Source organism: Yersinia entomophaga (assembly GCF_001656035.1).
Taxonomy (GTDB): Bacteria; Pseudomonadota; Gammaproteobacteria; order Enterobacterales; family Enterobacteriaceae; genus Yersinia; species Yersinia entomophaga.
The window spans coordinates 1,358,083-1,381,097 of record NZ_CP010029.1; the positions used below are offsets into that span (position 1 = coordinate 1,358,083).

A 23,015-nucleotide genomic window follows, 5' to 3' on the forward strand; every position below is an offset into this window, starting at 1 on the left:
CAGCAAATCGATCAGGAATGGCGGGCAATGACCGACATTCACCAGTTCTTCCAGTTGCTGAAACGTAACAACCTGACGCGCCAGCAGGCTTTCCGCGCCGTCGGCGACGATTTGGCTTATCAGGTAGATAACAGTGCGCTGGAGCAAATCCTGAACGCGGCTAAAGAACAACAAAATGAAATCATGATCTTTGTCGGCAACGGCGGCTGCGTGCAGATCTTCACCGGTCAGATTGAACGTGTCATGCCACACATTGAGAAAGAAGCGCCTTTCCAAGAATGGATTAACGTTTACAACCGTCGCTTCACCCTGCATTTGATTGCCAGCACTATTGCCGAAAGCTGGGTAACGCGAAAACCGACTAAAGACGGTTTCGTTACCAGTCTTGAACTGTTCGCCGCAGATGGCACCCAAATTGCGCAATTATTTGGTCAGCGCAGCGAAGGTCAGCCAGAGCAGAACCAATGGCGCGAGCAGATTGCCGCAGTGGCAACCAAGGACATCGCCGCATGAAAAACTGGCTTCTGACATTAACATTGGCGCTGCCACTGACCAGTGTCGCGGCCGACCGCATCGTTACCATCGGTGGCGATGTCTCTGAAATTACCTACGCCTTGGGCGTAGGTTCAAAAATGGTCGCCCGCGACAGTACCAGCCTGACCCCTGTAGCCATTCGCAGCCTACCGGACGTAGGTTATATGCGCCAACTCAATGCCGAAGGGATTCTGGCGATGCAGCCAACGCTGGTGCTTGCCAGCGAACTGGCTGAACCCTCTCTGGTGCTTAAACAGTTGACCGACAGCGGCGTGAAAGTGGTCACTATTCCCGGTGATACCACGCCAGAAGCCGTACCGGAAAAAATTGCCCTGATCGCCACTGCGGTCAATCAGGCAGATAAAGGCCAGCAGCTTAGCCAAACTTATCTGCAAAAACTGGCCTCGGTTAACACTACCGCCCTGCCGGTCAAAATGCTGTTTGTGATGAGCCACGGTGGCGTTGCGCCTATGGCCGCTGGCCAGCAGACCGCTGCGGACGCGATGATTCGCGCTGCGGGTGCGCAAAATGCCATGCAGGGTTTTAACCGCTATCGCCCGCTGTCGCAGGAAGGCGTGATCGCCAGCGCACCGGATTTACTATTACTGACCACCGATGGCGTGAAATCCCTCGGCGGCCTCGATAAAGTCTGGCGGCTTCCCGGCCTGTCCTTAACGCCTGCCGGTAAACACAAGCGTGTGTTGATTCTAGATGATATGGCGCTGCTGGGCTTTGGCCTGGAAACGCCTAATGTGCTGCTCAAGATACGCGCGGCGGCGGAGCAGAGTAAATGAGACGATACTTGCCACCCGGTTATGCGCTGGGCGGCCTGCTGACGCTATTGGTTCTACTGGCTCTGGGTTCCGCCAATATGGGGGCTTTAACGCTGTCGTTTCACACGCTGTGGAACAGCTCGCTGGACGACGCCTCTTGGCAGATTTGGCTGAATATTCGCTTGCCTCGCGTACTGTTGGCTATCGTGGTGGGTTGTGCGCTGGCAACCTCAGGCGCAGTGATGCAAGGTTTGTTCCGCAACCCGCTGGCCGATCCCGGGTTACTGGGCATCAGCAGCGGCGCGGCGTTGTTCGTCGCTATGGTTATCGTTCTGCCTTTCAGTATTCCCAGCGTACTGGCTTTTTACGGGCATATTATCGCCGCGTTTATCGGCAGTGTGCTAATTTCGCTGCTGATTTTCTCCCTCAGCCGCTTTGGCCACGGCAATCTGTCCCGATTGCTGTTGGCCGGTATCGCCATTAACGCGTTGTGCATGGCGGCAATTGGGGTTCTCAGCTATCTCAGCAGCGATCAACAGTTGCGTCAATTTACCCTATGGATGATGGGCAGCCTGAGTCAGGTTCAATGGCCAACCTTGCTGATCGCCGCTTCGTTAGTGCTGCCAGCCTGCGCTGCCACGCTATTCCAGGCGCGCAAACTCAATTTGCTGCAATTAGGTGACGAAGAGGCGCATTATCTTGGCGTTAACGTTAATCGCACTAAGCTATTGCTGTTACTCCTCAGCGCATTACTGGTAGGCGCCGCCGTGGCTTTGAGCGGCGTAATTGGCTTTATCGGTCTGGTGATCCCTCATCTGATTCGGATGCGTTTAGGTGCCGATCATCGCTGGCTGCTTCCCGGTGCGGCCTTGGGCGGAGCCTGTCTGCTGCTGACCGCCGATACTATCGCCCGCACTCTGGTTGCGCCTGCGGAAATGCCGGTAGGGTTGATTACCAGCCTGATCGGCGGCCCTTACTTCTTGTGGCTGGTATTACGTCAACCGGAGCGCGCCCGTGGATAATTCAGCGTACTCATCTCATTCGAATCAACCGCTATTACTGGATGCGCAAAGTCTGTGTTTCTCTTTAGGTGGACGTCAGCTCATTCAAGACGTGTCATTACAGATTCGCAGCGGCGAAATGGTCGCCATTATCGGCCCTAACGGGGCGGGCAAGTCCACGCTGATGCGATTGCTCACCGGCTATTTACCCGCCAGCAGCGGCGATTGCCATATGTTAGGCAAATCGCTGGCCAGTTGGCCACAGCAGCAATTGGCTAAAACCCGGGCAGTGATGCGCCAATACAGCGACCTGAAATTCCCGTTTAGCGTAGAAGAAGTGGTGACGATGGGGCGGACGCCCCACGGAAAACTACAGGAGCACGAGGCAGTACAACAGGTTATGGAACAAACCGGCTGTACCAGCCTGGCTAAACGCGATTATCGCCAGCTTTCCGGCGGTGAACAGCAGCGCGTTCAGCTAGCGCGCGTGCTGGCCCAGCTCTGGCAACGCGCGCCATCACCCCGCTGTTTGTTCCTCGATGAACCTACCTCGGCGCTGGATTTACACCACCAGCAACACAGTTTGCGTTTGTTGCGGCAGCTCACGCAGGAACAACCGTTGTCGGTATGTTGTGTCCTGCATGATCTCAATTTGGCTGCGCTGTATGCCGATCGAATTTTGCTGCTGCATCAAGGCCGATTGGTCGCCGCAGGTACGCCGCAGGACGTCCTGCATACTGACATACTAACCCGTTGGTATCAGGCGGATTTAGGCGTGTACAGTCATCCTGAAAATCAGTTGCCACAGGTTTATTTGCGACAGTAATCCCCTTCCCGTTATCTAACCTGCGCATATGATTTTCAGAAACTCATACTGCGCAGGTTAGCTTAGATATTCGCAAGCCAACACCATTCCCCGTATGTGTTCAGATGATTTTTACCACACGTTTAAGGGGTAACGAATTAAAACTTAACGGTTAAAACCAAACGGGTAACGGTGTAACCGCCGCGTTGCAGATAAACAGGCATAAAAAAACGGAGGCTAAGCGCTGCCACTTTGTCCTCCGTTCGACTCTCAACCGGCCATATTTGAAATATCCATATTCGCGGTTCTTCTAGCTGGAGCAGGATATCTCCAGATGCTTTCCCCAATCTGGCGGCAAAGCGGCCAGATCGTCATATTCGGCATTATCAGCAAATGGCCGTTGCAACGCCAAATGCAGCCTGTGCAACGCGCTGATATCGTCATTTTCTGCCAGCTCAATCGCTTGCTGAGCCAGATAATTACGTAAGATCAGCTTAGGATTCACTGACTTCATCGCCTGCTGCCGTTGAGCGTCATCAATAGTTTCTTGCTGTAGCCGCGTCCGATATTGCGAATACCATTTATCAAAGGCATCCCGATCGACAAAGTCATCCCGCAGTGGCGAATGAGCGGAAGATTGCTCCGTTTCACTGAGGCGACGGAACGTACGGGTGTAATCCTGTTTTTCTTTCATCATCAGACTCAATAAACCAGTCAACAAATCGTTATCCTGTTTATCGGTAGTGAAAAAACCCAGTTTGGCGCGCATTTGCTGCCCGTAGGCCGCCATCAACGCCGGTTCGTAGGCATCCAACGCCTGCTGTAGCTCTTCCGCCATCAGTAATCCGGATAGAGACTGCCCCAAACGATGTAAATTCCAGTAGGCCACCGCCGGTTGGTTATCAAAAGCATAGCGTCCCTGATGGTCGGTATGATTACAAATATAGTCCGGCTGGTAATCATCCAGAAAACCGAACGGGCCATAATCCATGGTGATACCAAGAATTGACATATTGTCGGTATTCATTACACCGTGAGCAAAACCTACCGTTTGCCAGGACGCAATCATTCTCGCCGTGCGCTCTACCACGTCGGTGAACCAAGCCAGATAAGGCCTGGCTTCGTCAGCTAAATTCGGCCAATGGCGGGCAATGACGTAATCAGCCAATTGTTTAACCTGTACTGGCTGCTGGCGATAATAGAAATGTTCGAAATGACCGAAACGAACATGACTTTCCGCCACTCGCAACAACATCGCACCGCGCTCAGGCTGCTCACGGAATACCGGATTCTCGCTGGTCACAATGGTTAGTGCACGACTGCTGGCAATCCCTAAATGATGCAGCGCTTCAGAGGCCAGAAACTCACGCACTACCGAGCGCAACACCGCCCGCCCATCTCCCATGCGCGAATAAGGCGTCAGCCCCGCGCCTTTCAGGTGCCAATCCAGCTGACGACCATCGCTCAGTTGCTGTTCACCGAGCAAAATCCCCCGACCATCACCCAGTTGTCCCGCCCATACGCCGAACTGATGACCGCTATATACCTGAGCCAGCGGATCCATTCCCGGCAGCAATTGTTCCCCGGCCCAAACCTTGGCTTTATCACCGGAGAACCAACTGTCATCCAGCTCAAGTTCTGCTGCCAGCGATGCGCTGTGATACAGCAAACGCGCGCCTTTTAACGGTGTTGGCCGCAAACGGGTATAAAATCCGGGCAACGCCCGGCCATAGCTGTTATCAAAATCCGGCATTACATCAGTTCCTCAACCAGCCAACGGCGTAGTTCAACTAATTCAGCCTGTGAATCAGGGAAATCAGCGATCAGCGTCTGACATAGGGCGTCCACCGCTTCAGGACGATAAGCTACACCCGGTAACCGTTCGGCCAATGTTTCCAGCGGGGTTGGATTCAGGCTATCGGTAAATACTTGGCTGCGTTCGATAGAACCTCGCAATACATCTAAATGCACTTCAACACCGCCCCACTGAAAACGAGTGTCCATTTGATGATTAAAGGCTGGCGCCTGGCCAAAATTCCATTCCCAGCTACTTTGGCGGGCAAACTGCTCGCTAAAGCCGGGTAAATCCGGCAAGGCTAGTGGAGAAATAATTTCTGCCTGCGCCCGTTCGTCGTAGTAATCAAAGTAGGATTGCTCTATGGCTCTGCAAATCTGCTCATGATCGATACCCGGTATCAGCTCGACCAGATTGGCGACCCGCGACCGAACCGAAGCAATGCCTTTCGCCTGTAGTTTCTTAGGATCGGGATTAAGATAATCAACCAGACGCCCTAAATTGGCGTTTATCAATAAGGTACCATGATGGAAGCCGCGATCTTTGGTTTCCCGATAAGCAGAGCCAGAAACTTTACGCTCGCCACCTTCCGTGACAACGACCAGATCATTACGACCAGAAGCCGTGGCGTCGATCCCCAATGTCTTGAGGGCATTAAGAATAATTTGAGTGGAAACCGTTTTATCGTATTCAGGTTTGCCTGCCATAAAGGTAAAGCAGGTGTTGCCCAAATCGTGGAATACCGCCCCACCGCCGCTGCTGCGACGCGCCAGTTTAATACCGTCTTCAGCCATACGCCGCGTATTACACTCTTTCCACGGATTCTGAGCGCGACCAATGACAATGGTATTATCGTTTCGCCAGAGAAAAAGTACCCGCTGATCCGGCGACATTTGGCGGAAAATACAGTCCTCTACAGCCAGATTAAACCAAGGATCATAGGAATCAGAAATGAATAAACGAAGGGATGGCATAAAGGGCTCCGCACCAAAATAAACAGCCGTTAAGATAACACAGTTGCGGCTGTTTATCGGCGGTTAGATGCGGCGCGCCTGCCAGTAAACGCGTTTCCAGTACACGTTTTCTAACGAAGAACGGATGACGCCTTTACTGGTGGATGCGTGAATGAATTCATCATTAGTATCGTAAATACCAACGTGCAATCCATTCCCTCCACTGCCCGTTTTGAAGAACACTAAATCTCCCGGCATCAGCTCATCGCGAGAGACTTTGGTACCCAGACTGGTTTGTGCTTCAGTGGTTCGGGGCAACTGCATATCAAAACGATCGCGGAAAGTGCGATAGACAAAGCCGGAGCAATCGACGCCGCGCTGGTCCATTCCGCCATATTGGTAAGGCGTACCCTGCCATTGACGCAATTGCTCTTTTAACTGTGCGACCACCACAATCGGGTCAGATAGGTGTCCGCTGGGTGCCGGAGCTCTGCTACTACACCCGGCAAGAATAAGACAGGCCAGAAAAATCCAAAAACGCATCCGCATAGATCTCTCACCGAATAATAAGCCCGGTTGGCTTTCCTTGAGCGGAAACCATAAGAAAACCAAGCTATCATGCTGAATTCATCTGGCTAATCTATATTTCGTGCGCGCAAAAAACAAGTTATCTGAATAAGATAATAGTGCTAAAGCTATTTAATCGGCTTCGAATGTATTAACCAAACGCCAAACAGGATAATGGCGGCTCCCAGGGTCTTTAATAACGTGGCGCTTTCGTGGAACCAAGGCAAAGTCACCGCCGCCAGATAAACCAGCGCATAACTAATACTTAAGAGTGGATAAGCCTGATTTAATGGCAAATAACGCAAAGCGAAGAACCAGCACAGCATCGAAAGCGCATAGCCGAATAAACCCGCAGTGACGGCGGCAAGTGGCGACAGATGATCGGTGAAGAATTGCAGATCCATGCCAGCCCAGCTAATCAGCGGTAAGTGAATCACACCCCATTTCAGTAATAGCTGCGCCAACGTCACCAACAGCACGCTACCTATTCCCCAACCGTAACCTTTCATCGCGGCAAACTCATCAGCAAAATACCCAACATAATGGCGACAATACCTAGCCAATGGCGCAAGCCAACGGCTTCACCGAAGAAAAAGCGTGATGCCAGCGTAACCAAGACAAAATTAAAACTGAGCATAGGGTAAGCGATGCTTAAAGGCAGGTGTTGCAGCAGCCGAAGCCACAGCAACATCCCCAATCCGAGCAACAGCACCGCCGTAGCTAGCCACCTAAAGGTGTGAGTACGACGGCTCGGTTGTTCTGTAGCCCAAATCTGAGCCGCCTGCTTTTGACATAGCTGTCCGGCGCAGGTCAGCAGACTCACCATCAATAACAGCAGGTAACTCATCATGGAATTTGCTTATACCACAGCAACGCCATTCTGCTGTTTTGCGTAACCTGATCCGCCGCAGGCAGGCTTTCTGGCAAGGTTTCACCTCGGGATAACTGTAAGACCAGCGAAACATTCCCCTGTTTACGCGCCTTAGCCAGCCATTGAGGGAAATCTTCAAAACTGACGTAACGATCCGCCGCATCCGGATAGGCTAAACCATAATTCACTTCGCCTTTTTCGCTAAACATAATGATATCACTACGTTTCAACTCCCAGGCCAGACCCGAAGCCACGCCGACGCCATCCGAGAGTACGTAGCGGCTTTGTTCAAGCTCCGCGCGGTTCTGCTGGATAAAATACTGAGGCAGCTTGGAGTTAATCACCTGTTGCGGAATGACATACGCCACCAGCAACGCAAACAGCAGCGGGCAAACGGCCGCCCAGCGCCAATGGCGAGCATTTTGTCGCAGGCTGAAATAGCCAACGCATCCCCATGCAGCAAATGACAGAGTCCCGAGAATCACTTTGATTTTCTCATCGGCGGCGTACACCACCAGGTGAGAAAATACGCCCAAACCGATCAACAGTACGGCCAACGCGCAGACGGTGCCGAAAATCAGATTGATATAGCCGTTTACCTTCAGCGCGCTCATCTGCAATTTAGCCACACAATCCTGCGCGTACGCTGCCATAAGCAATGATATCGGCGCAATACACGGCAGAATATAGGTTGGCAATTTTCCTTTGGCGATGCTGAAAAATATAAACGGCATCACTGCCCAGCTCAGCAGGAAGAAGAGTTCCGGTCGAGCCACTCGCTCACGCCAGCCTTTGAGTAATGCCCCCGGCAACAGTCCTAACCAAGGTAATACGCCCAGACAAATCAGCGGTAGGTAATACCAGAATGGCGCTTTATGCTGCGCGTCTTTCTCGGCAAAGCGCTGAATATGCTCCACCCAGAAGAAATAATGCCAGAAATCAGGTTCACGCTGCGCAATCGCTAACGCCCAAGGCAGGCTCAGCAAACAGGCACTGACGATAGCTATCGGGCCAAACAACAGTAGCTCTTTGGTTCGACGTTGTTGAATTACAATGGGAATAACCGCAATCACCGGAACGGCCAATGCCAAAAAGCCCTTGGTCATAAAGCCCATGGCACAAACCAGCCCCAAAAATGCATAGGCGGTCATTTTCTGTCGGGAAGTTTTGGCTCTCAGCGTCAGATAAAAACACAGCATCGATGCTGTCAGCCACAGCGTAATCATAGGATCGAGAACGCTATAAGTCCCGATACTGAATACCAGCAGCGAAGAGATATAAATCAGGCTAGCCAGCAGCGCGGTATTACGATTACGCCACATTAATGTCGCTAGCCAAAATACCAAAATGGCGCTGAGTCCAATACTGAATACTGAACCAAAACGCACCGCAAAGTTATTATCACCGAAGATCCACTGGCTGATATTATTAAACCAATATCCGGCAATAGGCTTTTCAAAATAACGAATACCCAATAAATGCGGCACGACCCAATCACCCTGCTGTAGCATTTCTCGGCTAATTTCCGCATAACGGGTTTCATCCGGTTGCCACAGTAAACGGCCGTTCAAGGGCACGATATATAACACAGCAAAAAATACCGCCAGTAGCGCTACGCCACCCTTTTTTAACGCGTCGCTCATGAATTTGTCACCTCAGACTGACAGCCTAACCACCCCTCTCTGCCTGGGAAAGCAGAACGCACGACCTTGCCTAGCGGCAAGTTTGAACGATTTTCCGGTAACAATGAGCTTAAAGCGCAAAATTCAATTCCCTGCTTCTGCGCTTTCACTAATAGATTTTCAAACATCGCTGCCTGTGACATCCCTTCAACTTCGGCGTGAATGGTATAAACCGGCACTCCGCTATCTCGCAGAATGGCATCCAGAATAAAATCGTTAAAATCCTGCGGACGAACTTCACTGCCGACGACTTCATCGTAAGTCGGTAATGTCACGGGGATTTGTACGCTGCCTTCACTGCCATCAGGCAATATTGGCCGGAAAGGACGCGTGCCGCGGCAATCGCTGTTATAGCTGAAGTTAAACGGCTGTTTCGCTTCTAATACTCGCTCGTCGGCGCGCCACCCGGCGACCGCAGAGCAACTAACCGGCCCGTGGATACTGTCTTGCAATGCATCCACACCACGCTGAATCTGATCTTTGAGCTGTGCTTTCGACCAGGTGCCGACTTTCGCCTGCCAGCCCTGATGATCCCAAGCGTGCAAGCCAACTTCATGACCGGCAGCCTGCGTTTCTTTCATCACGTCGCCTAAATGTTTGGCAATTAACTTGCCCGGCCAGGCGGTACCGGCCAGCAGAATCTGCCAGCCGTACAGCGAAGCTGCGTTTGAGCGCAACATTTTCCATAAGAAACGGGGACGTAGCAGGCGCCATAAATGGCGCCCCATGTTGTCCGGCCCAACGCTAAAAAAGAAACTGGCCTGAATACCGTGTTTATCTAACACATTCAACAGTGAAGGCACCCCATCGCGGGTGCCACGGTAAGTATCGACGTCAATCCTCAGGCCCACTCGTTTCATTTAGCCTTCCCATCATCCTGTTCAATGGATTTATCGTCCAGCGCGCTGCGCAGGAAGAAGTCCAACGTTTCGGCGACAGTTTGCTGCATGGCGATTTCAGGCTGCCAGTTCAGCAAACGGCGGGCGTTTTCAATGCTCGGCGTACGATGTTCAACGTCCTGATACCCTTTGCCATAGTAAGCGCTGCTTTCGATGGTTTTCATGCCAGCAAACGGCGGGAATTTGTCGCGCAATTCATGTTTCTCAAAGCTGGCCAACAGCATTTCAGCCAGTTCACGAATGCTGGCTTCGTTAGTCGGGTTACCGATATTGATAATCTGACCGTCGCAACGTCCTTCGCGGTTTTCAATGATGCGGAATAAAGCTTCAATACCGTCGTTAATATCAGTAAAGGTACGTTTTTGTTCCCCACCGTCAACCAGTTTGATCGGCGAACCTTCCACCAGATTCAATATCAACTGAGTAATGGCACGGGAACTACCGATACGAGCAGCATCCAGATTATCCAAACGCGGCCCCATCCAGTTAAACGGACGGAATAAGGTAAATTTCAGACCTTCTTTTTCGCCGTATGCCCAAATAACTCGATCCAATAATTGCTTGGAGACAGAATAAATCCAGCGCTGTTTATTAATCGGCCCGACAATCAGACGAGAATGGTCTTCATCAAACTCTTTGTCATCGCACATACCGTAAACTTCAGAGGTCGACGGAAAAACAATACGTTTGTTGTACTTCACGCAGTCACGCACGATTTTGAGGTTCTCTTCAAAATCCAGTTCAAAGACTTTCAGCGGATTACGGGTATATTCAATCGGCGTGGCAATAGCGACCAGCGGTAATATCACATCGCACTTCTTAATATGATATTCAATCCATTCCGAGTGAATACTGATATCACCTTCAACAAAATGGAAGCGTGGATTATCCATAAAGCGACCCAGCGCATCGGAACCGATATCCAGTCCGTAAACTTCGTAGCCGTCATCACGTAATAAACGTTCAGTCAGATGGTTACCGATAAATCCATTGACGCCCAAAATCAGGACTCGGGTGCGTCTTTTCTTTTTATTTAGCGGTTTAACCCCTAAACGGACATCGGCTACCATCCCCATTTCCAATGCCAGACGGCTGCCCTGCACGTACAGTCCGGATTCGCCCTGACCGGCGATGATTTCAAGCGCGCCCTCACCGCAGGCTACCACCAATGGATTGGTGCCAAGTACGGTTCCTGGCAATTTTTGGTGCTCGATGTCCAGTGGCCTGGCACGCCATACAATCAACTTGCGCTGTCCCAAATGGCTGAATGCGCCTGGGTAAGGTTCTGTCACCGCGCGTACCAGATTATGTAATTCGCGAGCGGATTTAACCCAATCGATTTCGCCATCGGCGGCGGTACGGCGACCAAAATAGCTGGCGTCCGCTTCATTCTGAGGCGTTAGTGTTAACGGGCCACGCTTCATTTTTGGCAATAAATCCTGCAACAGAGCCTGCGCGGCATCGCGCATTTTTGCATGTAAGGTTAAAGCCGTATCCGTATCGCTGATAGCCACTTTACGCTGACCTGCGATGTCGCCCGCATCCGCTCGCTTCACCATTTTGTGCAAGGTTACGCCAGTTTCGGTTTCACCTTTGACCAACGCCCAGTTAATCGGCGCGCGACCGCGGTAGCGAGGTAACAATGAACCGTGCAGGTTAAATGCGCCCTGCGGAGCCAGAGATAAAATCTCATCGCTCAACAAGTTACGATAATAGAATGAAAAAATGACGTCCGGCTGCATTTCGCGGATCTGCTCAACCCATAAAGGATGGTTGACGTCTTCGGGGGCAAACACCGGCAATTGTAGATCGGCGGCAACCCGCGCAACGGAAGAGAAAAAGTGATTCTCATTCGGAGAATCAGTATGGGTAAACACTGCCTGAACGTCATAACCCGCTTCAACCAGTGCATTAACGCCCACGCAGCCAATATCGTGATAGGCAAATACAATCGCTTTCATCATTCTTCTTCCTGAGTTTTTTTGGCCTGCTGAGACTCGACCACTTTTTGCACAAAATATCGGGGACGCGCGCGTACGTCGTTGTAAATTCGTCCGATGTATTCACCGAGTAAACCCATACCAACGAATTGTGCCCCAATAAACATAAATAACACCGCGAACAGCGTGAACACGCCGCCGCCAGCCCATTCCGGGCCAAAAATCAAACGTAATGCCACCAGCAGTACCGAGAGGGTGAAACCTGACAGTGCAATGACGCTGCCAACCAGACTGAGCAAACGCAACGGCGTAGTTGTCAGGCAGGTGATCAGGTCGTACATCAGGTTAATCAGCTTCATCAGACTGTATTTGGAGTCGCCAAACTCGCGCTCGGCGTGATGAACCTTAATTTCTGTGGTTTTTCTGGCAAAGGTGTTGGCGAGTATCGGAATAAAAGTACTGCGCTCGTGACAGTGTAACATCGCGTCAACGATATGCCGACGGTAGGCACGTAGCATACAGCCGTAGTCCCCCATCGATTTCCCTGTCGCTTTTTGGATCATCATGTTGATCATCTTGGAGGCCGTTTTACGGAACATAGAATCCTGACGGTTGGCACGCACTGTACCGACCACGTCATAACCCTCTTCGGCAACGCTCACTAAACGGGGAATTTCTTCCGGCGGGTTTTGCAAATCCGCATCTAACGTAATAACCAGATCGCCACTGACCTGATTAAAACCCGCCATAATGGCAGAGTGCTGGCCATAATTACGGTTTAGCAAGACGGCAATAATGCAGCTATCCGGTTTTTCTGCCGCAGCGGTTAGCATTTCTGCCGAATTATCGCTGCTGCCGTCATCCACCAAAATAATTTCATAAGGCTGGCGTAATAACTGGCAGGCAGCCGAGGTTCTCTCCAATAATGCGGGTAAACTTTCCTGTTCGTTATAAACAGGAATAACAATCGAGACTTTATTAATTTCTTCAGGCTGTGACACGGCGAGGCCCTATAATAGTTGCTAATGCGTTGACCACCCGGTCAACATCGCTATCTTGCATATCGGGGAACAGAGGCAAAGTACAAAGCCGGGCTGAATTCCACTCGGTATTTGGCAAAGTTAAATCGGGATAACGTTCGCGATAATATTTTTGCGTATGAGCCGCACGGAAATGCAAACCAGAGCCAATGCCCAAGGCTTTTAATTCAGCCATAAGTTGATCTCGGCTTATACCGCACTGCTCGGAATCTACCCGAACCATAAATAGGTGCCAGGCGTGATGATGAGGATAATCAGGCAATGCCAAAGGTTGTAACGGTGAACCTGCCAATGCCTGAATATAACGTTCAGCCAAAGCCTGACGGCGAGCGTTTATTTCCGGTAGCCGTTTCAGTTGCACCACAGCAATAGCCGCGTGAATATCGGATAAATTATATTTATATCCCGGTTCGACCACTTCTGCCTGCGGGCTACGCCCTTTTAACTCACGGTCAAAAGCATCAACGCCTAATCCATGAAATTTTAAGCGACGTACTTTTTCAGCCAGCACGTCATCATCGGTTGCGATTAATCCGCCCTCGGCGCAGGTCATATTCTTAATCGCATGGAAAGAGAAAATCGCCGTTCCTTGCTGCCCTATCCATTCATCGCCGTAGCGTGTTCCTGCCGCATGCGCCGCATCTTCAATCAGCGGAATCTGATGCTGACGGGCAACTTGCCTAATGCTGTTTAAATCACAGGGCGCGCCAGCATAATGCACCGGAATAATCGCCTTGGTTTTAGGGGTGATAGCAGCGGCAATACTTTCAGCGCTAGCCATCAGCGTGTTCCAGTCAACATCGACCATCACCGGAACGGCACCCAATAACTCAATCATATTAAGGGTAGAAACCCAGGTTTGAGAAGGCGTTATCACCTCATCGCCCGGCCCAACGCCCAGTGCCATTAAAGTAATATGCATTCCCGCCGTGGCAGAACAGACCGCTACGGCATGTTTGCAGCCAAAAGCCTGGCAAAACTCGCGTTCTAATTGTTGATTCTTCGGTCCGGTGGTAATCCACCCTGATGTCAGAACTTCTGTAACAGCAGCAATTTCTTCACTGCCAATAGCAGGAACAGAGAAAGGTAAGAAATTTTCCATGAATGTACCCAGTAGGACACAACAAATTTAACGCCACTATAAGTCGAAGTAAGTTAACGAAAACTAAACGCGGCCACGATTGATCTCACTGCACACCACTGATAAATGTAGACAATGAACCTTAATCCAACCTTAAGAACAGGAGAAAAAAACATTATTTTGTGGCGTGTGCACAAAATTTAGCCAGAGTTGGCTTAATGTAAATATTCTGATGAATCAAGAGAATAAACTTCATTTTTTTTGCGACACAACAGCAGACGAAGGTGAATGTTTACCGATTTACGCTCAGTTTCAGTATAGAAATAACCGAAACTCAGAAATAATCATAATCGTATAATTTATAAAAATAGTTTAGCTAAAATAATTAATTTTTGAGTGACGTGCAGGGTTAATCGAATGATCCTATCTCCGTCATTCATTGCAGTATCGCGTTATTTAGAGATAAGAAGTAAAGATGGCGTGAATTAAGGGACAGAAAATAGAGAAAAAGTCTGTTCAACATCGGATTAACGCAAAATGTATAGGAGCAGCAATGGCACTTCTCCCCCATCATCTGCCAATAACGATCCGTTTGAATGCGTTTTCACTACAAATCAAAATATCAATGAACAGCCAGAATTAACGCTGGCTGTTCCTATTTCACTTGAAATTTCATGTTACTTACTACATATGACTAATTTTACAAAGGTAGACGTGCCTCTGTATGTTAAGTGATAAGCTGACTTTTTAAACGATGCCCGTTACTGATTTTATCAAAAACGCCCCCAATCTCGTACTCGTTATGGGATAAATTCTTCGCCTGACGAATCACGTCGTTATAAGTTATCTTCGTTCCTTTGATATTAACTCCATACTCGGTTTTTTGAGCTTCAACTAAAAATCTTTTAACCTGATGTGGATGTAAATAGGCAGAGAAGCGACCAAATGTTACACACTGGCCTTTTTTATCCATACCAAACACACGATTTTTTTCGCTTGCAAGACCCAATCCAATATTTAAATAATCAGTATTTCCAATTAGTTTACCCACCATACCAGCCTCCTCATAACAACATGAAAAAAAAGATATTTACAGAGGAAAATCAAGACCTATTCGTTCAATACACGCATCTGAAATAAACCGTTCCATTATGGATAACAAACTTGGTATATCCATTCCATATAGCGGGAGACGTAGCCAACAGATCACATCATTTTTTTCATCAAAGGCAAAAACCGGCTGCCATAAATAATCTGTTGGCCTATTTTTATTCAACAGAGCAATCATTTCCTCTAACGATAAACTGTTCGCCATACCTACTGAGGTCTGAAGTATCCAATATTCTTGATCTATCGCGCATAGATTCAATTGCAAAGCATCATCGATTGTCAACGTAATGATATCTTGATTTTCAGCTATCTCGGGAGCTTCAAATCCTATAGCAACCAACAATTCATAAGTAATAAGATGAAATTGCCTTAAATGGCTCACCGGTAGCAGCCCTCTTGAGAAAATTTGACGGAGTGACCCCTTACTAAGCAATAATTGCATTAAACATAGAATCCAATCTATAAAATATCGGTACTACCATTGAGTTATTATAGTGAATTAAGTGGAAAAATTGAGTTAACCTCGCCTAATAATGGCTAGGTTAACTTCATTTATATACGATATAAAAATTAGGGAGTAATTAATAACCAGAATAGTTAATGCAATAATTATTAATTCTGACAAACAATCCAATTCTGCTGATTAAAACGGTGTAATTGAAAATTCACCTCAAAAATCGGTGATAATATCTCTGGTCGCATCACTTCCAGCGTTTCACCCTGCGCAACCAGTTTTCCCTGCGCCAGTAGCCAGATTCTGTCGGCCTGTTGCAGGCTATGATTCAGATCGTGAGCGCTGACAATAACACTGCGACCGCTGGCGCAAAACTCCCGTAACAGCGCATCTAACGCAACTTTTTGCGCCACATCAAGGCTATTGGTTGGCTCATCCAGTAGTAATAATTGGCTATGATGATTCACCGTTGGCCATACCTGTAACAAAATAGCCGCCAGCCTGACCCGCTGCCATTCTCCGCCGGAAAGTTGAGTGAGAGAACGCGGCAGCTTATCGGCTAAACGTAATTTTTCACAGAGATAACCGATGGCTATCGCCACGGATTCCGAATCCGCCCCTACGGGCTGATGCAGAGAGAGGTATTGAAATACTGGCATCAGGCTAACCGACGTTTGCTGCTGACTGAGATAAGCCCGATACCGTGCTAATTCAGCGCCGGAATACTGCGTAAGAGGCGTTGCGAGCAGAGAAATATCCCCCGTAGTCGGTAATACACCCGCGGCGCAGGCTAGCAAGGTGCTCTTCCCCGCACCGTTCGGTCCAATAAGATGAATTTGCAACCCAGCATCAACCTGCGCTGAAAACGAGGCTAATCGGCCCGCGACACTGACATCGTTGAGTTGCAATAACGTCACAATAATCTCGTTAGCTAATAAGTTAAGTGAAAATCAGTGCTGAGCCAGCGCCTGAACGATCGCGGCAATGATTGCCGGATCTTCTGGCGTCATATCCGGTGAGAAACGCTGAATAACCGTACCGTCCCGGCCAATCAAAAATTTTTCGAAGTTCCACAATATATCGCCGATCTGTTTTGGTGCTCGCCCCTTACTGCTCATCCGCTGGAAAAACTCGCTGTCCGCAGGCGTCAAAGCCTGTGGCTTAGCGGAAATTAAGTGTTGATACAACGGATGACGGCCTGAGCCATTAACTTCGACTTTACTGAACATGGGGAATTCTACGCCAAAGGTGCCCCGGCAAAATGCCTGAATCTCTTCATCGCTGCCTGGCTCCTGACCGGCAAACTCATTGCTCGGAAATCCTAAAACTTCAAAACCTTGTTGATGATAGGTTTTGTACAGTTTTTCCAGACCTGCGTATTGTTTGGTCAGTCCGCACTCGGAGGCAACGTTCACCACCAGCAGCACGGAGCCTTGATAGGCCTTCAGCGACGTCGTTTGATGATCGATAGTGTGTAGTTGAGTAGCATAAATCGGAGCGGTCATCGGATGTCATCCTTATTATAGAGAGTGAAACTTTTATTATAGAGAGCTAAACTTTTACCGAGTTAACCCTGAGCGATATTGATGCAAAGTCCTCTTAAAGCGACTATTAGCAGGTTTTCCGTTCACGACTCTACGCTTTTCACCCTAATCAGTAACCAGATAAATAGCGGAGCTCCCAGCGTTGCCGTCACCACGCCAATCGGCAATTCTGCGGAAAACAAGGCAACACGAGCAATCACATCGGCTAACAGTAGCACTCCCGCCCCGGCCAAAGCGCAGCCTGTTAACAGGAATCGCTGATCGGTCAGCCCGGTTAATCGCAAAATATGTGGGATTACCAGACCGACAAAGCCAATCACACCGGCTAATGCAACGCTGATGCCTACCAGCAGACCAATAGCCAAAACCAATAGATTACGCCACCTATGGAGTGAGACCCCAAGCTGTCGCGCCTGCTGCTCTCCCAGCGCCATATAGTTCAGGATTCTACCTTGCAGGCAAAGCCAAATCACCACTGGCAATAACAGCAACACCAGCAACCACTGCCGCCAATCTATCCCGCTAAAACCGCCCATCATCCAATACATCAGCTGACGTAGATCCAGACTGGTACTGAAATAAACCGCCCACGTCATCACAGCACTGCATACAATCCCCAAAGCTACGCCAACCAGCAGCAATCTGGCATTGCTTAAACGTCGGCGTCGGGCAAAAGCCAGCAGCAGCGAGGTCATGACCAACGCGCCGATAATTGCACTCAGACTCAGCACCCACACCGGCAGCAATCCGTGCCCTAATAAAACCGCCAGCACCAGCGTAACGCCAGCTCCGTTCGCCACGCCTAACAATCCCGGCTCGGCCAGTGGATTTTCGAACAGGCTTTGCATTATGGCTCCCGCTACCGCCAGACTGGCACCAACCATCATTACGGCTAATGCTCTAGGTAAACGCAGTTGCCATACAAATAATTGTCCATCGGCGCTTAGCCACCGATTGGGCCATATCCAAACCTCCCCTGCGCAAAGAGCAAGTGACAGAGCCAGTAACATACCGCAGGCGAGGAGTCCGAGATAACGACGATCCCGCCGCAGCTGATGCTGCTGGAGTAAGATAAATGTCTGACTTATCTGCATAATATTCTGCAATCCGGCTGACAGAACATGACTGGGAAAACAGGATCATGATCCGAGATAGAAAAAGGCTTATTGCCTGGGTTTGAGGACAGATATTAGGGGGTTAGCAGGATAAGTGAAAGTTTTGCGTAGCAAGGGCAAGGATTTTATTCGTAAATACATTAATTGGCATCTTCCTATATGAGAGACACGGCAGCAAAGCGTAGAAACTCATTAGCGAGTTCGGCGAGAATAAAACGAACGCGGAAGACGGGGCGGAAGCAGAGAAAATCGCGTTTCTGGCTATGCTAGCTATAAGATTACAAAAGAAAAAGGCCGCTTGCGCGGCCTTTTTTGTCGGATTACTCACTCTTTGGGAGTGGCATTCTCTACCCGGCTTTTTAGCTTCTGCCCAGGACGGAAAGTCACCACACGGCGCGCCGTAATAGGAATGTCCTCACCGGTCTTCGGATTACGGCCCGGACGTTGGTTTTTGTCTCGCAGATCAAAATTGCCAAAGCCAGACAATTTGACCTGTTCGCCATTCTCCAGAGCACGACGTACCTCTTCAAAGAATAACTCTACCAGGTCTTTGGCATCCCGTTTGCTAAGCCCAAGCTTTTCAAACAGATGTTCTGACATTTCAGCTTTAGTAAGCGCCATAGGTTCAATCCCTCAAGGATGCTTGGAATCGCTGTTTTAACGCCTCTACACATTTTGCAACGGTAGCGGCGATCTCCTCTTCTTCCAGTGTACGGGCGGTATCCTGCAACACCAGACTGATAGCGAGGCTTTTATAACCCTCGGCTACGCCCTTGCCACGGTACACATCAAACAAGTTTACGCCAACTACCTGATTTGCGCCAACTTTCTTACACTCGGCCAAAATATCTTCTGCGGGAACGTTTTCAGCCACCACAACAGCGATATCTCGACGGTTTGCCGGGAAGCGCGAAATCTCGCTGGCCTGAGGCACGGCGCGGTCTGCGACCTTATTCCACAACAATTCGAACACCACAGTTCGGCCGTTCAGATCGAGCTTACGCTCCAGTTCAGGATGAACTACACCAATGAAACCAATGTGTTCTCCCGCTAAATAAATTGCGGCACTTTGACCCGGATGCAGTGCGGAATGCGATTCTGCACGGAACTGAACGTCAGATAATTTGCCGGTAAGTTCAAGAATTGCTTCCAAATCACCCTTCAAATCATAGAAGTCCACCGGCTGACGCGCCAAATCCCAATGCTCATCATAACGGTTACCGGCAATCACACCCGCTAGCATTACGTCCTGTCGAATACCCAAATCTGCTTTATTATCAGGAACAAAGCGTAAGCCACTCTCAAACAAACGCAGACGAGATTGCTGACGATTCTGGTTATAAACCACTGCTGCTAGCAGACCAGTCAGCAAAGACAAGCGCATTGCTGACATATCCACGGAAATGGGACTTGGCAAAATCAGAGGCTCTTGACCCGGATGCAATAAAGCCTGGATTTTTGGATCAACAAAACTGTAAGTAATTGCTTCCTGATAGCCGCGATCGACCAATAATGCCTTCACACGCTTCAATGGCAGGTCAGCTTCGCGATGTTTGGTCATCACCAAATCTGCTTTTACCGGCACATCAGGGATATTGTTGTAACCGTAAATACGGGCAACTTCTTCCACCAGGTCTTCTTCGATTTCCATATCGAAACGCCAGCTCGGCGCAACTGCCTGCCAGTTATCACACTGCACAGTCACCTGGCAACCCAAACGACGCAGGATATCGGTAACCTGTTCACTTGGCACATGGTGGCCAATCAGGCGATCCAGTTTTTCACGACGCAGAGTAATAGTGGCGCGTTTCGGCAAATCCGCTTCTGAAGTGACATCAATAATCGGGCCAGCTTCACCGCCGCAAATATCAATCAGCAAACGGGTTGCTCGTTCCATCGCCTTATGTTGCAACGCAGGGTCGACACCACGCTCATAACGATGTGAAGCATCAGTATGCAAACCTTGACGGCGCGCTCGCCCGGTGATCGACAACGGATTGAAGAAAGCACATTCCAGCAAGACGTTCTGGGTTGCTTCATTCACGCCTGAATGTTCACCACCAAAAATACCGGCCATAGCTAGCGCTTTCTGCTTATCGGCGATAACCAGCGTATCTGCGCTCAGTTTGGCTTTAGTACCGTCCAGCAGCGTCAGCTCTTCCGCTTCTGCGGCCATACGAACAATGATTTCACCGTCGATACGATCCACGTCAAACGCATGCATCGGCTGGCCCAGTTCTAACAATACGTAGTTAGTTACATCAACAACCGGATCGATAGAGCGGATACCACAACGACGCAGTTTTTCACGCATCCACAGCGGCGTAGCGGCCTTAACGTTAATCCCCTTCACTACGCGTCCCAGATAACGTGGACACGCCTGCGGCGCATCAACGCGAATTGGGAAGGTATCGCTGAGGGTTGCAGCAACCGGGCTCATATCCGGTTCGGTCAGAGCTAACTGATTCACTACCGCGACATCGCGAGCGACACCTAGAATACACAGACAGTCGGCACGATTTGGCGTCACGCTGATTTCGATAGTTTTATCATTTAGTTGCAGATATTCGCGGATGTCGGTGCCAATTGGCGCATCCAGCGGCAACTCGATAATTCCGTCGTGATCGTCAGAAATACCCAGTTCAGAGAATGAGCACAGCATCCCTTCCGAAGGTTCACCACGCAGTTTCGCAGCCTTAATCTTGAAATTACCCGGTAAAACCGCGCCCACGGTCGCTACGGCAACCTTCAGCCCTTGACGACAGTTAGGTGCACCGCAGACGATATCTAGCAGACGATCGCCGCCGACATTGATTTTCGTTACTCGCAGTTTGTCTGCGTTGGGATGCTGCCCGCACTCCACAACTTCACCAACGACCACGCCGTGGAATGCACCAGCAACGTCATCAACGCCGTCAACTTCCAGTCCGGCCATGGTGATTTGGTGGGCTAATTCGTCACTGCCAATGGTTGGGTTTACCCATTCGCGTAACCAAAGTTCACTGAATTTCATGAGATATACCCGCCTTACTTAAACTGTTTGAGGAAACGCAGATCGTTTTCGAAGAATGCACGCAGGTCGGTCACGCCGTAACGCAGCATGGTTAAACGCTCCATGCCCATCCCGAATGCAAAGCCGGAGTAGATCTCTGGATCAATACCGACGTTACGCAATACGTTAGGGTGAACCATACCGCAGCCTAATACTTCCAGCCATTTACCGTTTTTACCCATCACATCCACTTCGGCAGAAGGTTCGGTGAACGGGAAATAGGAAGGACGGAAGCGGATCTGTAGATCTTCCTCAAAGAAGTTTTGCAGGAAATCATGCAAAGTACCTTTCAGATTGGTAAAGCTGATATCGCGGTCGACAATCAAACCTTCCATCTGATGGAACATAGGAGTGTGCGTTTGGTCGTAGTCATTACGATAAACCCGGCCAGGAACAATAATACGGATTGGCGGCTGCTGGCCCTGCATGGTACGAATCTGCACACCTGAAGTCTGGGTACGCAACAAACGCGTTGCATCGAACCAGAAGGTATCATGATCGGCACGCGCCGGATGATGAGCCGGAATATTCAGCGCATCAAAATTATGATAGTCATCTTCGATTTCCGGGCCTGACGCCACGGAGAAGCCCAGCTCACCAAAGAAGGTTTCGATGCGATCGATGGTACGGGTAACCGGATGCAGGCCCCCGTTTTCCATTCGGCGGCCAGGCAGCGAGACATCGATAGTTTCTTGAGCCAACCGCGCGTTCAGAACCGCTGATTCCAGCAGTTCCTTGCGCGCATTCAACGCTTCCTGAACCTCTTGTTTTGCCTGATTAATCACGGCACCTGCTGCTGGGCGATCTTCGGCTGGCAGCTCACGTAGCGACGTCATTTGGAGGGTCAAATGGCCTTTTTTGCCTAGATATTCGACGCGCACCAAATCCAACGCGGCAACATCCTGGGCCTCTTCTACGGCTGCTTTAGCTCTGGCAACCAGCTCTGCGAGATGTGGCATTGTTTTCCTCTTCCTCTGGCCGGTATGGCCCGCTTGTAGTTATTAAACTGCTATTTAAACCGCTGGATAAAACTGTTTTGTGTAAAATTCGCTCTATTGCGCCCTGTCCTACAACGGCCAAGACGTTATCGAACAACAAGATATTGATCTTCTGGCACATATTTTACTGCGTGCTGCCAGAATTGGAAACCTTGGTTCAATAGGATCAAACACATACTTGAGTTATAGAAACAAAAAAGCCTCCACGGTGGGAGGCTTCGGCGCTACTTTTCGTTTCTTTTCTTACGCGCAAGCCTCCTAAAATCAGGTGCTAAAGTAAAAAAAGAAACGGAAAATAACTGATTGCATCATTATCTAGCCTTACGAATAACAAAACGCTGTTGAACGATAAATCTGTTGACTGATTAGTTATCCTGACAAAATTTGCCAAGGTTACAAAGATCAAAAGAGGGAGCAAGCTCCCTCTTTCATTCTGACTTACGCCAGAGCTGCTTTCGCTTTTTCTACCAGAGCGGCAAATGCCACTTTGTCGAATACTGCGATGTCAGCAAGGATCTTACGGTCGATTTCAACAGAAGCCTTTTTCAGACCATTGATGAAACGGCTGTAAGACAGACCGCTCTGACGAGCAGCTGCGTTAATACGTGCAATCCACAGTTGGCGGAATTGACGCTTCCGTTGACGGCGGTCACGGTAGGCGTATTGGCCTGCCTTGATCACTGCCTGGAATGCAACACGATAAACGCGCGAACGGGCACCGTAGTAACCTTTCGCCTGCTTTAAAATCTTTTTGTGACGTGCACGTGCTACCACACCACGTTTTACGCGAGCCATGTACTT

The 23,015-nt window shown here is 49.6% G+C and carries 23 protein-coding genes, 1 pseudogene and 1 other annotated feature; of the genes and pseudogenes, 4 read left to right on the forward strand and 20 right to left on the reverse strand.

Annotated features, from left to right (window positions below; genetic code table 11):
• Window positions 1-9: 9 nt before the first annotated feature.
• From PL78_RS21060 to PL78_RS06090, 4 genes and pseudogenes are all read left to right on the forward strand, one after another.
• Window positions 10-513 (forward strand): annotated as a pseudogene (locus tag PL78_RS21060) (ChuX/HutX family heme-like substrate-binding protein); the annotation flags it as partial.
• A complete protein-coding gene (locus tag PL78_RS06080) occupies window positions 510-1,328 on the forward strand; it encodes a heme/hemin ABC transporter substrate-binding protein (protein ID WP_064514008.1) in 819 nt (272 codons plus the stop codon). The pseudogene PL78_RS21060 and the gene PL78_RS06080, both read left to right, overlap by 4 nt.
• Complete coding sequence (locus tag PL78_RS06085; RefSeq protein ID WP_064514010.1) at window positions 1,325-2,329, forward strand: FecCD family ABC transporter permease; 1,005 nt, start codon at window positions 1,325-1,327, stop codon at window positions 2,327-2,329. Before PL78_RS06080 ends, PL78_RS06085 begins: the two co-directional genes overlap by 4 nt.
• Window positions 2,322-3,134, forward strand: a complete 813-nt coding sequence (locus tag PL78_RS06090; RefSeq protein WP_179207941.1) for a heme ABC transporter ATP-binding protein — start codon at window positions 2,322-2,324, stop codon at window positions 3,132-3,134. Before PL78_RS06085 ends, PL78_RS06090 begins: the two co-directional genes overlap by 8 nt.
• Before the next feature lie 289 nt (window positions 3,135-3,423).
• On the opposite strand, the gene PL78_RS06095 is transcribed toward PL78_RS06090, so the two are convergent.
• The 20 genes from PL78_RS06095 to rplT all read right to left on the reverse strand — a co-directional run bounded on the left by PL78_RS06095 (window position 3,424) and on the right by rplT (window position 23,009).
• Complete coding sequence (locus PL78_RS06095; RefSeq protein ID WP_064514012.1) at window positions 3,424-4,866, reverse strand: protein adenylyltransferase SelO; 1,443 nt, start codon at window positions 4,864-4,866, stop codon at window positions 3,424-3,426.
• A complete protein-coding gene (locus PL78_RS06100; protein WP_064514014.1) occupies window positions 4,866-5,882 on the reverse strand; it encodes a lipoate--protein ligase in 1,017 nt (338 codons plus the stop codon). The genes PL78_RS06095 and PL78_RS06100 overlap by 1 nt, the downstream gene beginning before the upstream one ends.
• A 63-nt stretch (window positions 5,883-5,945) precedes the next feature.
• Window positions 5,946-6,410 carry a C40 family peptidase gene (locus PL78_RS06105; RefSeq protein WP_064514016.1) on the reverse strand — a complete coding sequence of 155 codons (465 nt, stop codon included), beginning with the start codon at window positions 6,408-6,410 and terminating at the stop codon, window positions 5,946-5,948.
• Window positions 6,411-6,556: 146 nt separating this feature from the next.
• Window positions 6,557-6,937 (reverse strand): 4-amino-4-deoxy-L-arabinose-phosphoundecaprenol flippase subunit ArnF, encoded by a 381-nt coding sequence (gene arnF, locus PL78_RS06110; RefSeq protein WP_064514018.1) that lies wholly within the window; start codon window positions 6,935-6,937, stop codon window positions 6,557-6,559.
• Window positions 6,934-7,278, reverse strand: a complete 345-nt coding sequence (arnE, locus tag PL78_RS06115; protein WP_064514019.1) for a 4-amino-4-deoxy-L-arabinose-phosphoundecaprenol flippase subunit ArnE — start codon at window positions 7,276-7,278, stop codon at window positions 6,934-6,936. Before arnE ends, arnF begins: the two co-directional genes overlap by 4 nt.
• Window positions 7,275-8,942 (reverse strand): lipid IV(A) 4-amino-4-deoxy-L-arabinosyltransferase, encoded by a 1,668-nt coding sequence (gene arnT / locus PL78_RS06120; protein WP_064514021.1) that lies wholly within the window; start codon window positions 8,940-8,942, stop codon window positions 7,275-7,277. Before arnT ends, arnE begins: the two co-directional genes overlap by 4 nt.
• Window positions 8,939-9,841 carry a 4-deoxy-4-formamido-L-arabinose-phosphoundecaprenol deformylase gene (gene arnD / locus PL78_RS06125; protein ID WP_064514022.1) on the reverse strand — a complete coding sequence of 301 codons (903 nt, stop codon included), beginning with the start codon at window positions 9,839-9,841 and terminating at the stop codon, window positions 8,939-8,941. The genes arnT and arnD overlap by 4 nt, the downstream gene beginning before the upstream one ends.
• Window positions 9,838-11,841, reverse strand: coding sequence for a bifunctional UDP-4-amino-4-deoxy-L-arabinose formyltransferase/UDP-glucuronic acid oxidase ArnA (gene arnA, locus PL78_RS06130; RefSeq protein WP_064518284.1), 2,004 nt, complete (start codon window positions 11,839-11,841; stop codon window positions 9,838-9,840). The genes arnD and arnA overlap by 4 nt, the downstream gene beginning before the upstream one ends.
• Window positions 11,841-12,821: an undecaprenyl-phosphate 4-deoxy-4-formamido-L-arabinose transferase gene (gene arnC / locus PL78_RS06135; RefSeq protein WP_064514024.1), complete on the reverse strand. Its 981-nt coding sequence runs from the start codon at window positions 12,819-12,821 to the stop codon at window positions 11,841-11,843. The genes arnA and arnC overlap by 1 nt, the downstream gene beginning before the upstream one ends.
• Window positions 12,808-13,962: a UDP-4-amino-4-deoxy-L-arabinose aminotransferase gene (gene arnB / locus PL78_RS06140; RefSeq protein WP_064514026.1), complete on the reverse strand. Its 1,155-nt coding sequence runs from the start codon at window positions 13,960-13,962 to the stop codon at window positions 12,808-12,810. The genes arnC and arnB overlap by 14 nt, the downstream gene beginning before the upstream one ends.
• Before the next feature lie 706 nt (window positions 13,963-14,668).
• Window positions 14,669-14,995 carry a hypothetical protein gene (locus PL78_RS06145; RefSeq protein ID WP_064514028.1) on the reverse strand — a complete coding sequence of 109 codons (327 nt, stop codon included), beginning with the start codon at window positions 14,993-14,995 and terminating at the stop codon, window positions 14,669-14,671.
• Between the two features lie 36 nt (window positions 14,996-15,031).
• A complete protein-coding gene (locus PL78_RS06150) occupies window positions 15,032-15,493 on the reverse strand; it encodes a CesT family type III secretion system chaperone (RefSeq protein WP_064514030.1) in 462 nt (153 codons plus the stop codon).
• A gap of 170 nt (window positions 15,494-15,663) precedes the next feature.
• Window positions 15,664-16,422, reverse strand: a complete 759-nt coding sequence (gene btuD, locus PL78_RS06155; protein WP_064514032.1) for a vitamin B12 ABC transporter ATP-binding protein BtuD — start codon at window positions 16,420-16,422, stop codon at window positions 15,664-15,666.
• 33 nt (window positions 16,423-16,455) lie between these two features.
• Complete coding sequence (locus PL78_RS06160) at window positions 16,456-17,010, reverse strand: glutathione peroxidase (RefSeq protein WP_064514034.1); 555 nt, start codon at window positions 17,008-17,010, stop codon at window positions 16,456-16,458.
• A gap of 122 nt (window positions 17,011-17,132) precedes the next feature.
• Window positions 17,133-18,143, reverse strand: coding sequence for a vitamin B12 ABC transporter permease BtuC (gene btuC, locus PL78_RS06165; RefSeq protein ID WP_064514036.1), 1,011 nt, complete (start codon window positions 18,141-18,143; stop codon window positions 17,133-17,135).
• A gap of 345 nt (window positions 18,144-18,488) precedes the next feature.
• Entirely contained in the window at window positions 18,489-18,785 is a 297-nt protein-coding gene (gene ihfA, locus PL78_RS06170) for an integration host factor subunit alpha (RefSeq protein WP_004717732.1), read from the reverse strand.
• Between the two features lie 4 nt (window positions 18,786-18,789).
• The gene (gene pheT, locus PL78_RS06175) at window positions 18,790-21,177 is read right to left on the reverse strand and encodes a phenylalanine--tRNA ligase subunit beta (RefSeq protein ID WP_064514038.1); all 2,388 of its coding nucleotides are present in this window, start codon (window positions 21,175-21,177) and stop codon (window positions 18,790-18,792) included.
• Window positions 21,178-21,191: 14 nt separating this feature from the next.
• Window positions 21,192-22,175, reverse strand: a complete 984-nt coding sequence (gene pheS, locus PL78_RS06180) for a phenylalanine--tRNA ligase subunit alpha (protein WP_064514040.1) — start codon at window positions 22,173-22,175, stop codon at window positions 21,192-21,194.
• A gap of 229 nt (window positions 22,176-22,404) precedes the next feature.
• Window positions 22,405-22,527 (reverse strand) — a sequence feature (Phe leader region).
• The gene (pheM, locus tag PL78_RS21065; RefSeq protein ID WP_157045533.1) at window positions 22,479-22,526 is read right to left on the reverse strand and encodes a pheST operon leader peptide PheM; all 48 of its coding nucleotides are present in this window, start codon (window positions 22,524-22,526) and stop codon (window positions 22,479-22,481) included. (Overlaps the previous feature by 48 nt.)
• Before the next feature lie 125 nt (window positions 22,528-22,652).
• Window positions 22,653-23,009: a 50S ribosomal protein L20 gene (gene rplT / locus PL78_RS06185; protein WP_004717737.1), complete on the reverse strand. Its 357-nt coding sequence runs from the start codon at window positions 23,007-23,009 to the stop codon at window positions 22,653-22,655.
• Window positions 23,010-23,015: the final 6 nt, after the last annotated feature.

What these genes read in the sequence shown, in the direction of transcription:
- PL78_RS06150 (WP_064514030.1), bottom strand. Translation starts at nt 15,493, where the DNA reads ATGCAATTATTGCTTAGTAAGGGGTCACTCCGTCAAATTTTCTCAAGA.
- PL78_RS06100 (WP_064514014.1), bottom strand. Translation starts at nt 5,882, where the DNA reads ATGCCATCCCTTCGTTTATTCATTTCTGATTCCTATGATCCTTGGTTT.
- arnF (WP_064514018.1), bottom strand. Translation starts at nt 6,937, where the DNA reads ATGAAAGGTTACGGTTGGGGAATAGGTAGCGTGCTGTTGGTGACGTTG.
- btuC (WP_064514036.1), bottom strand. Translation starts at nt 18,143, where the DNA reads ATGCAGATAAGTCAGACATTTATCTTACTCCAGCAGCATCAGCTGCGG.
- pheS (WP_064514040.1), bottom strand. Translation starts at nt 22,175, where the DNA reads ATGCCACATCTCGCAGAGCTGGTTGCCAGAGCTAAAGCAGCCGTAGAA.
- pheT (WP_064514038.1), bottom strand. Translation starts at nt 21,177, where the DNA reads ATGAAATTCAGTGAACTTTGGTTACGCGAATGGGTAAACCCAACCATT.
- PL78_RS06095 (WP_064514012.1), bottom strand. Translation starts at nt 4,866, where the DNA reads ATGCCGGATTTTGATAACAGCTATGGCCGGGCGTTGCCCGGATTTTAT.
- PL78_RS06105 (WP_064514016.1), bottom strand. Translation starts at nt 6,410, where the DNA reads ATGCGGATGCGTTTTTGGATTTTTCTGGCCTGTCTTATTCTTGCCGGG.
- arnA (WP_064518284.1), bottom strand. Translation starts at nt 11,841, where the DNA reads ATGAAAGCGATTGTATTTGCCTATCACGATATTGGCTGCGTGGGCGTT.
- rplT (WP_004717737.1), bottom strand. Translation starts at nt 23,009, where the DNA reads ATGGCTCGCGTAAAACGTGGTGTGGTAGCACGTGCACGTCACAAAAAG.
- arnB (WP_064514026.1), bottom strand. Translation starts at nt 13,962, where the DNA reads ATGGAAAATTTCTTACCTTTCTCTGTTCCTGCTATTGGCAGTGAAGAA.
- PL78_RS06160 (WP_064514034.1), bottom strand. Translation starts at nt 17,010, where the DNA reads ATGACCGCTCCGATTTATGCTACTCAACTACACACTATCGATCATCAA.
- PL78_RS06080 (WP_064514008.1), top strand. Translation starts at nt 510, where the DNA reads ATGAAAAACTGGCTTCTGACATTAACATTGGCGCTGCCACTGACCAGT.
- PL78_RS06145 (WP_064514028.1), bottom strand. Translation starts at nt 14,995, where the DNA reads ATGGTGGGTAAACTAATTGGAAATACTGATTATTTAAATATTGGATTG.
- arnD (WP_064514022.1), bottom strand. Translation starts at nt 9,841, where the DNA reads ATGAAACGAGTGGGCCTGAGGATTGACGTCGATACTTACCGTGGCACC.
- arnT (WP_064514021.1), bottom strand. Translation starts at nt 8,942, where the DNA reads ATGAGCGACGCGTTAAAAAAGGGTGGCGTAGCGCTACTGGCGGTATTT.
- arnE (WP_064514019.1), bottom strand. Translation starts at nt 7,278, where the DNA reads ATGATGAGTTACCTGCTGTTATTGATGGTGAGTCTGCTGACCTGCGCC.
- PL78_RS06085 (WP_064514010.1), top strand. Translation starts at nt 1,325, where the DNA reads ATGAGACGATACTTGCCACCCGGTTATGCGCTGGGCGGCCTGCTGACG.
- ihfA (WP_004717732.1), bottom strand. Translation starts at nt 18,785, where the DNA reads ATGGCGCTTACTAAAGCTGAAATGTCAGAACATCTGTTTGAAAAGCTT.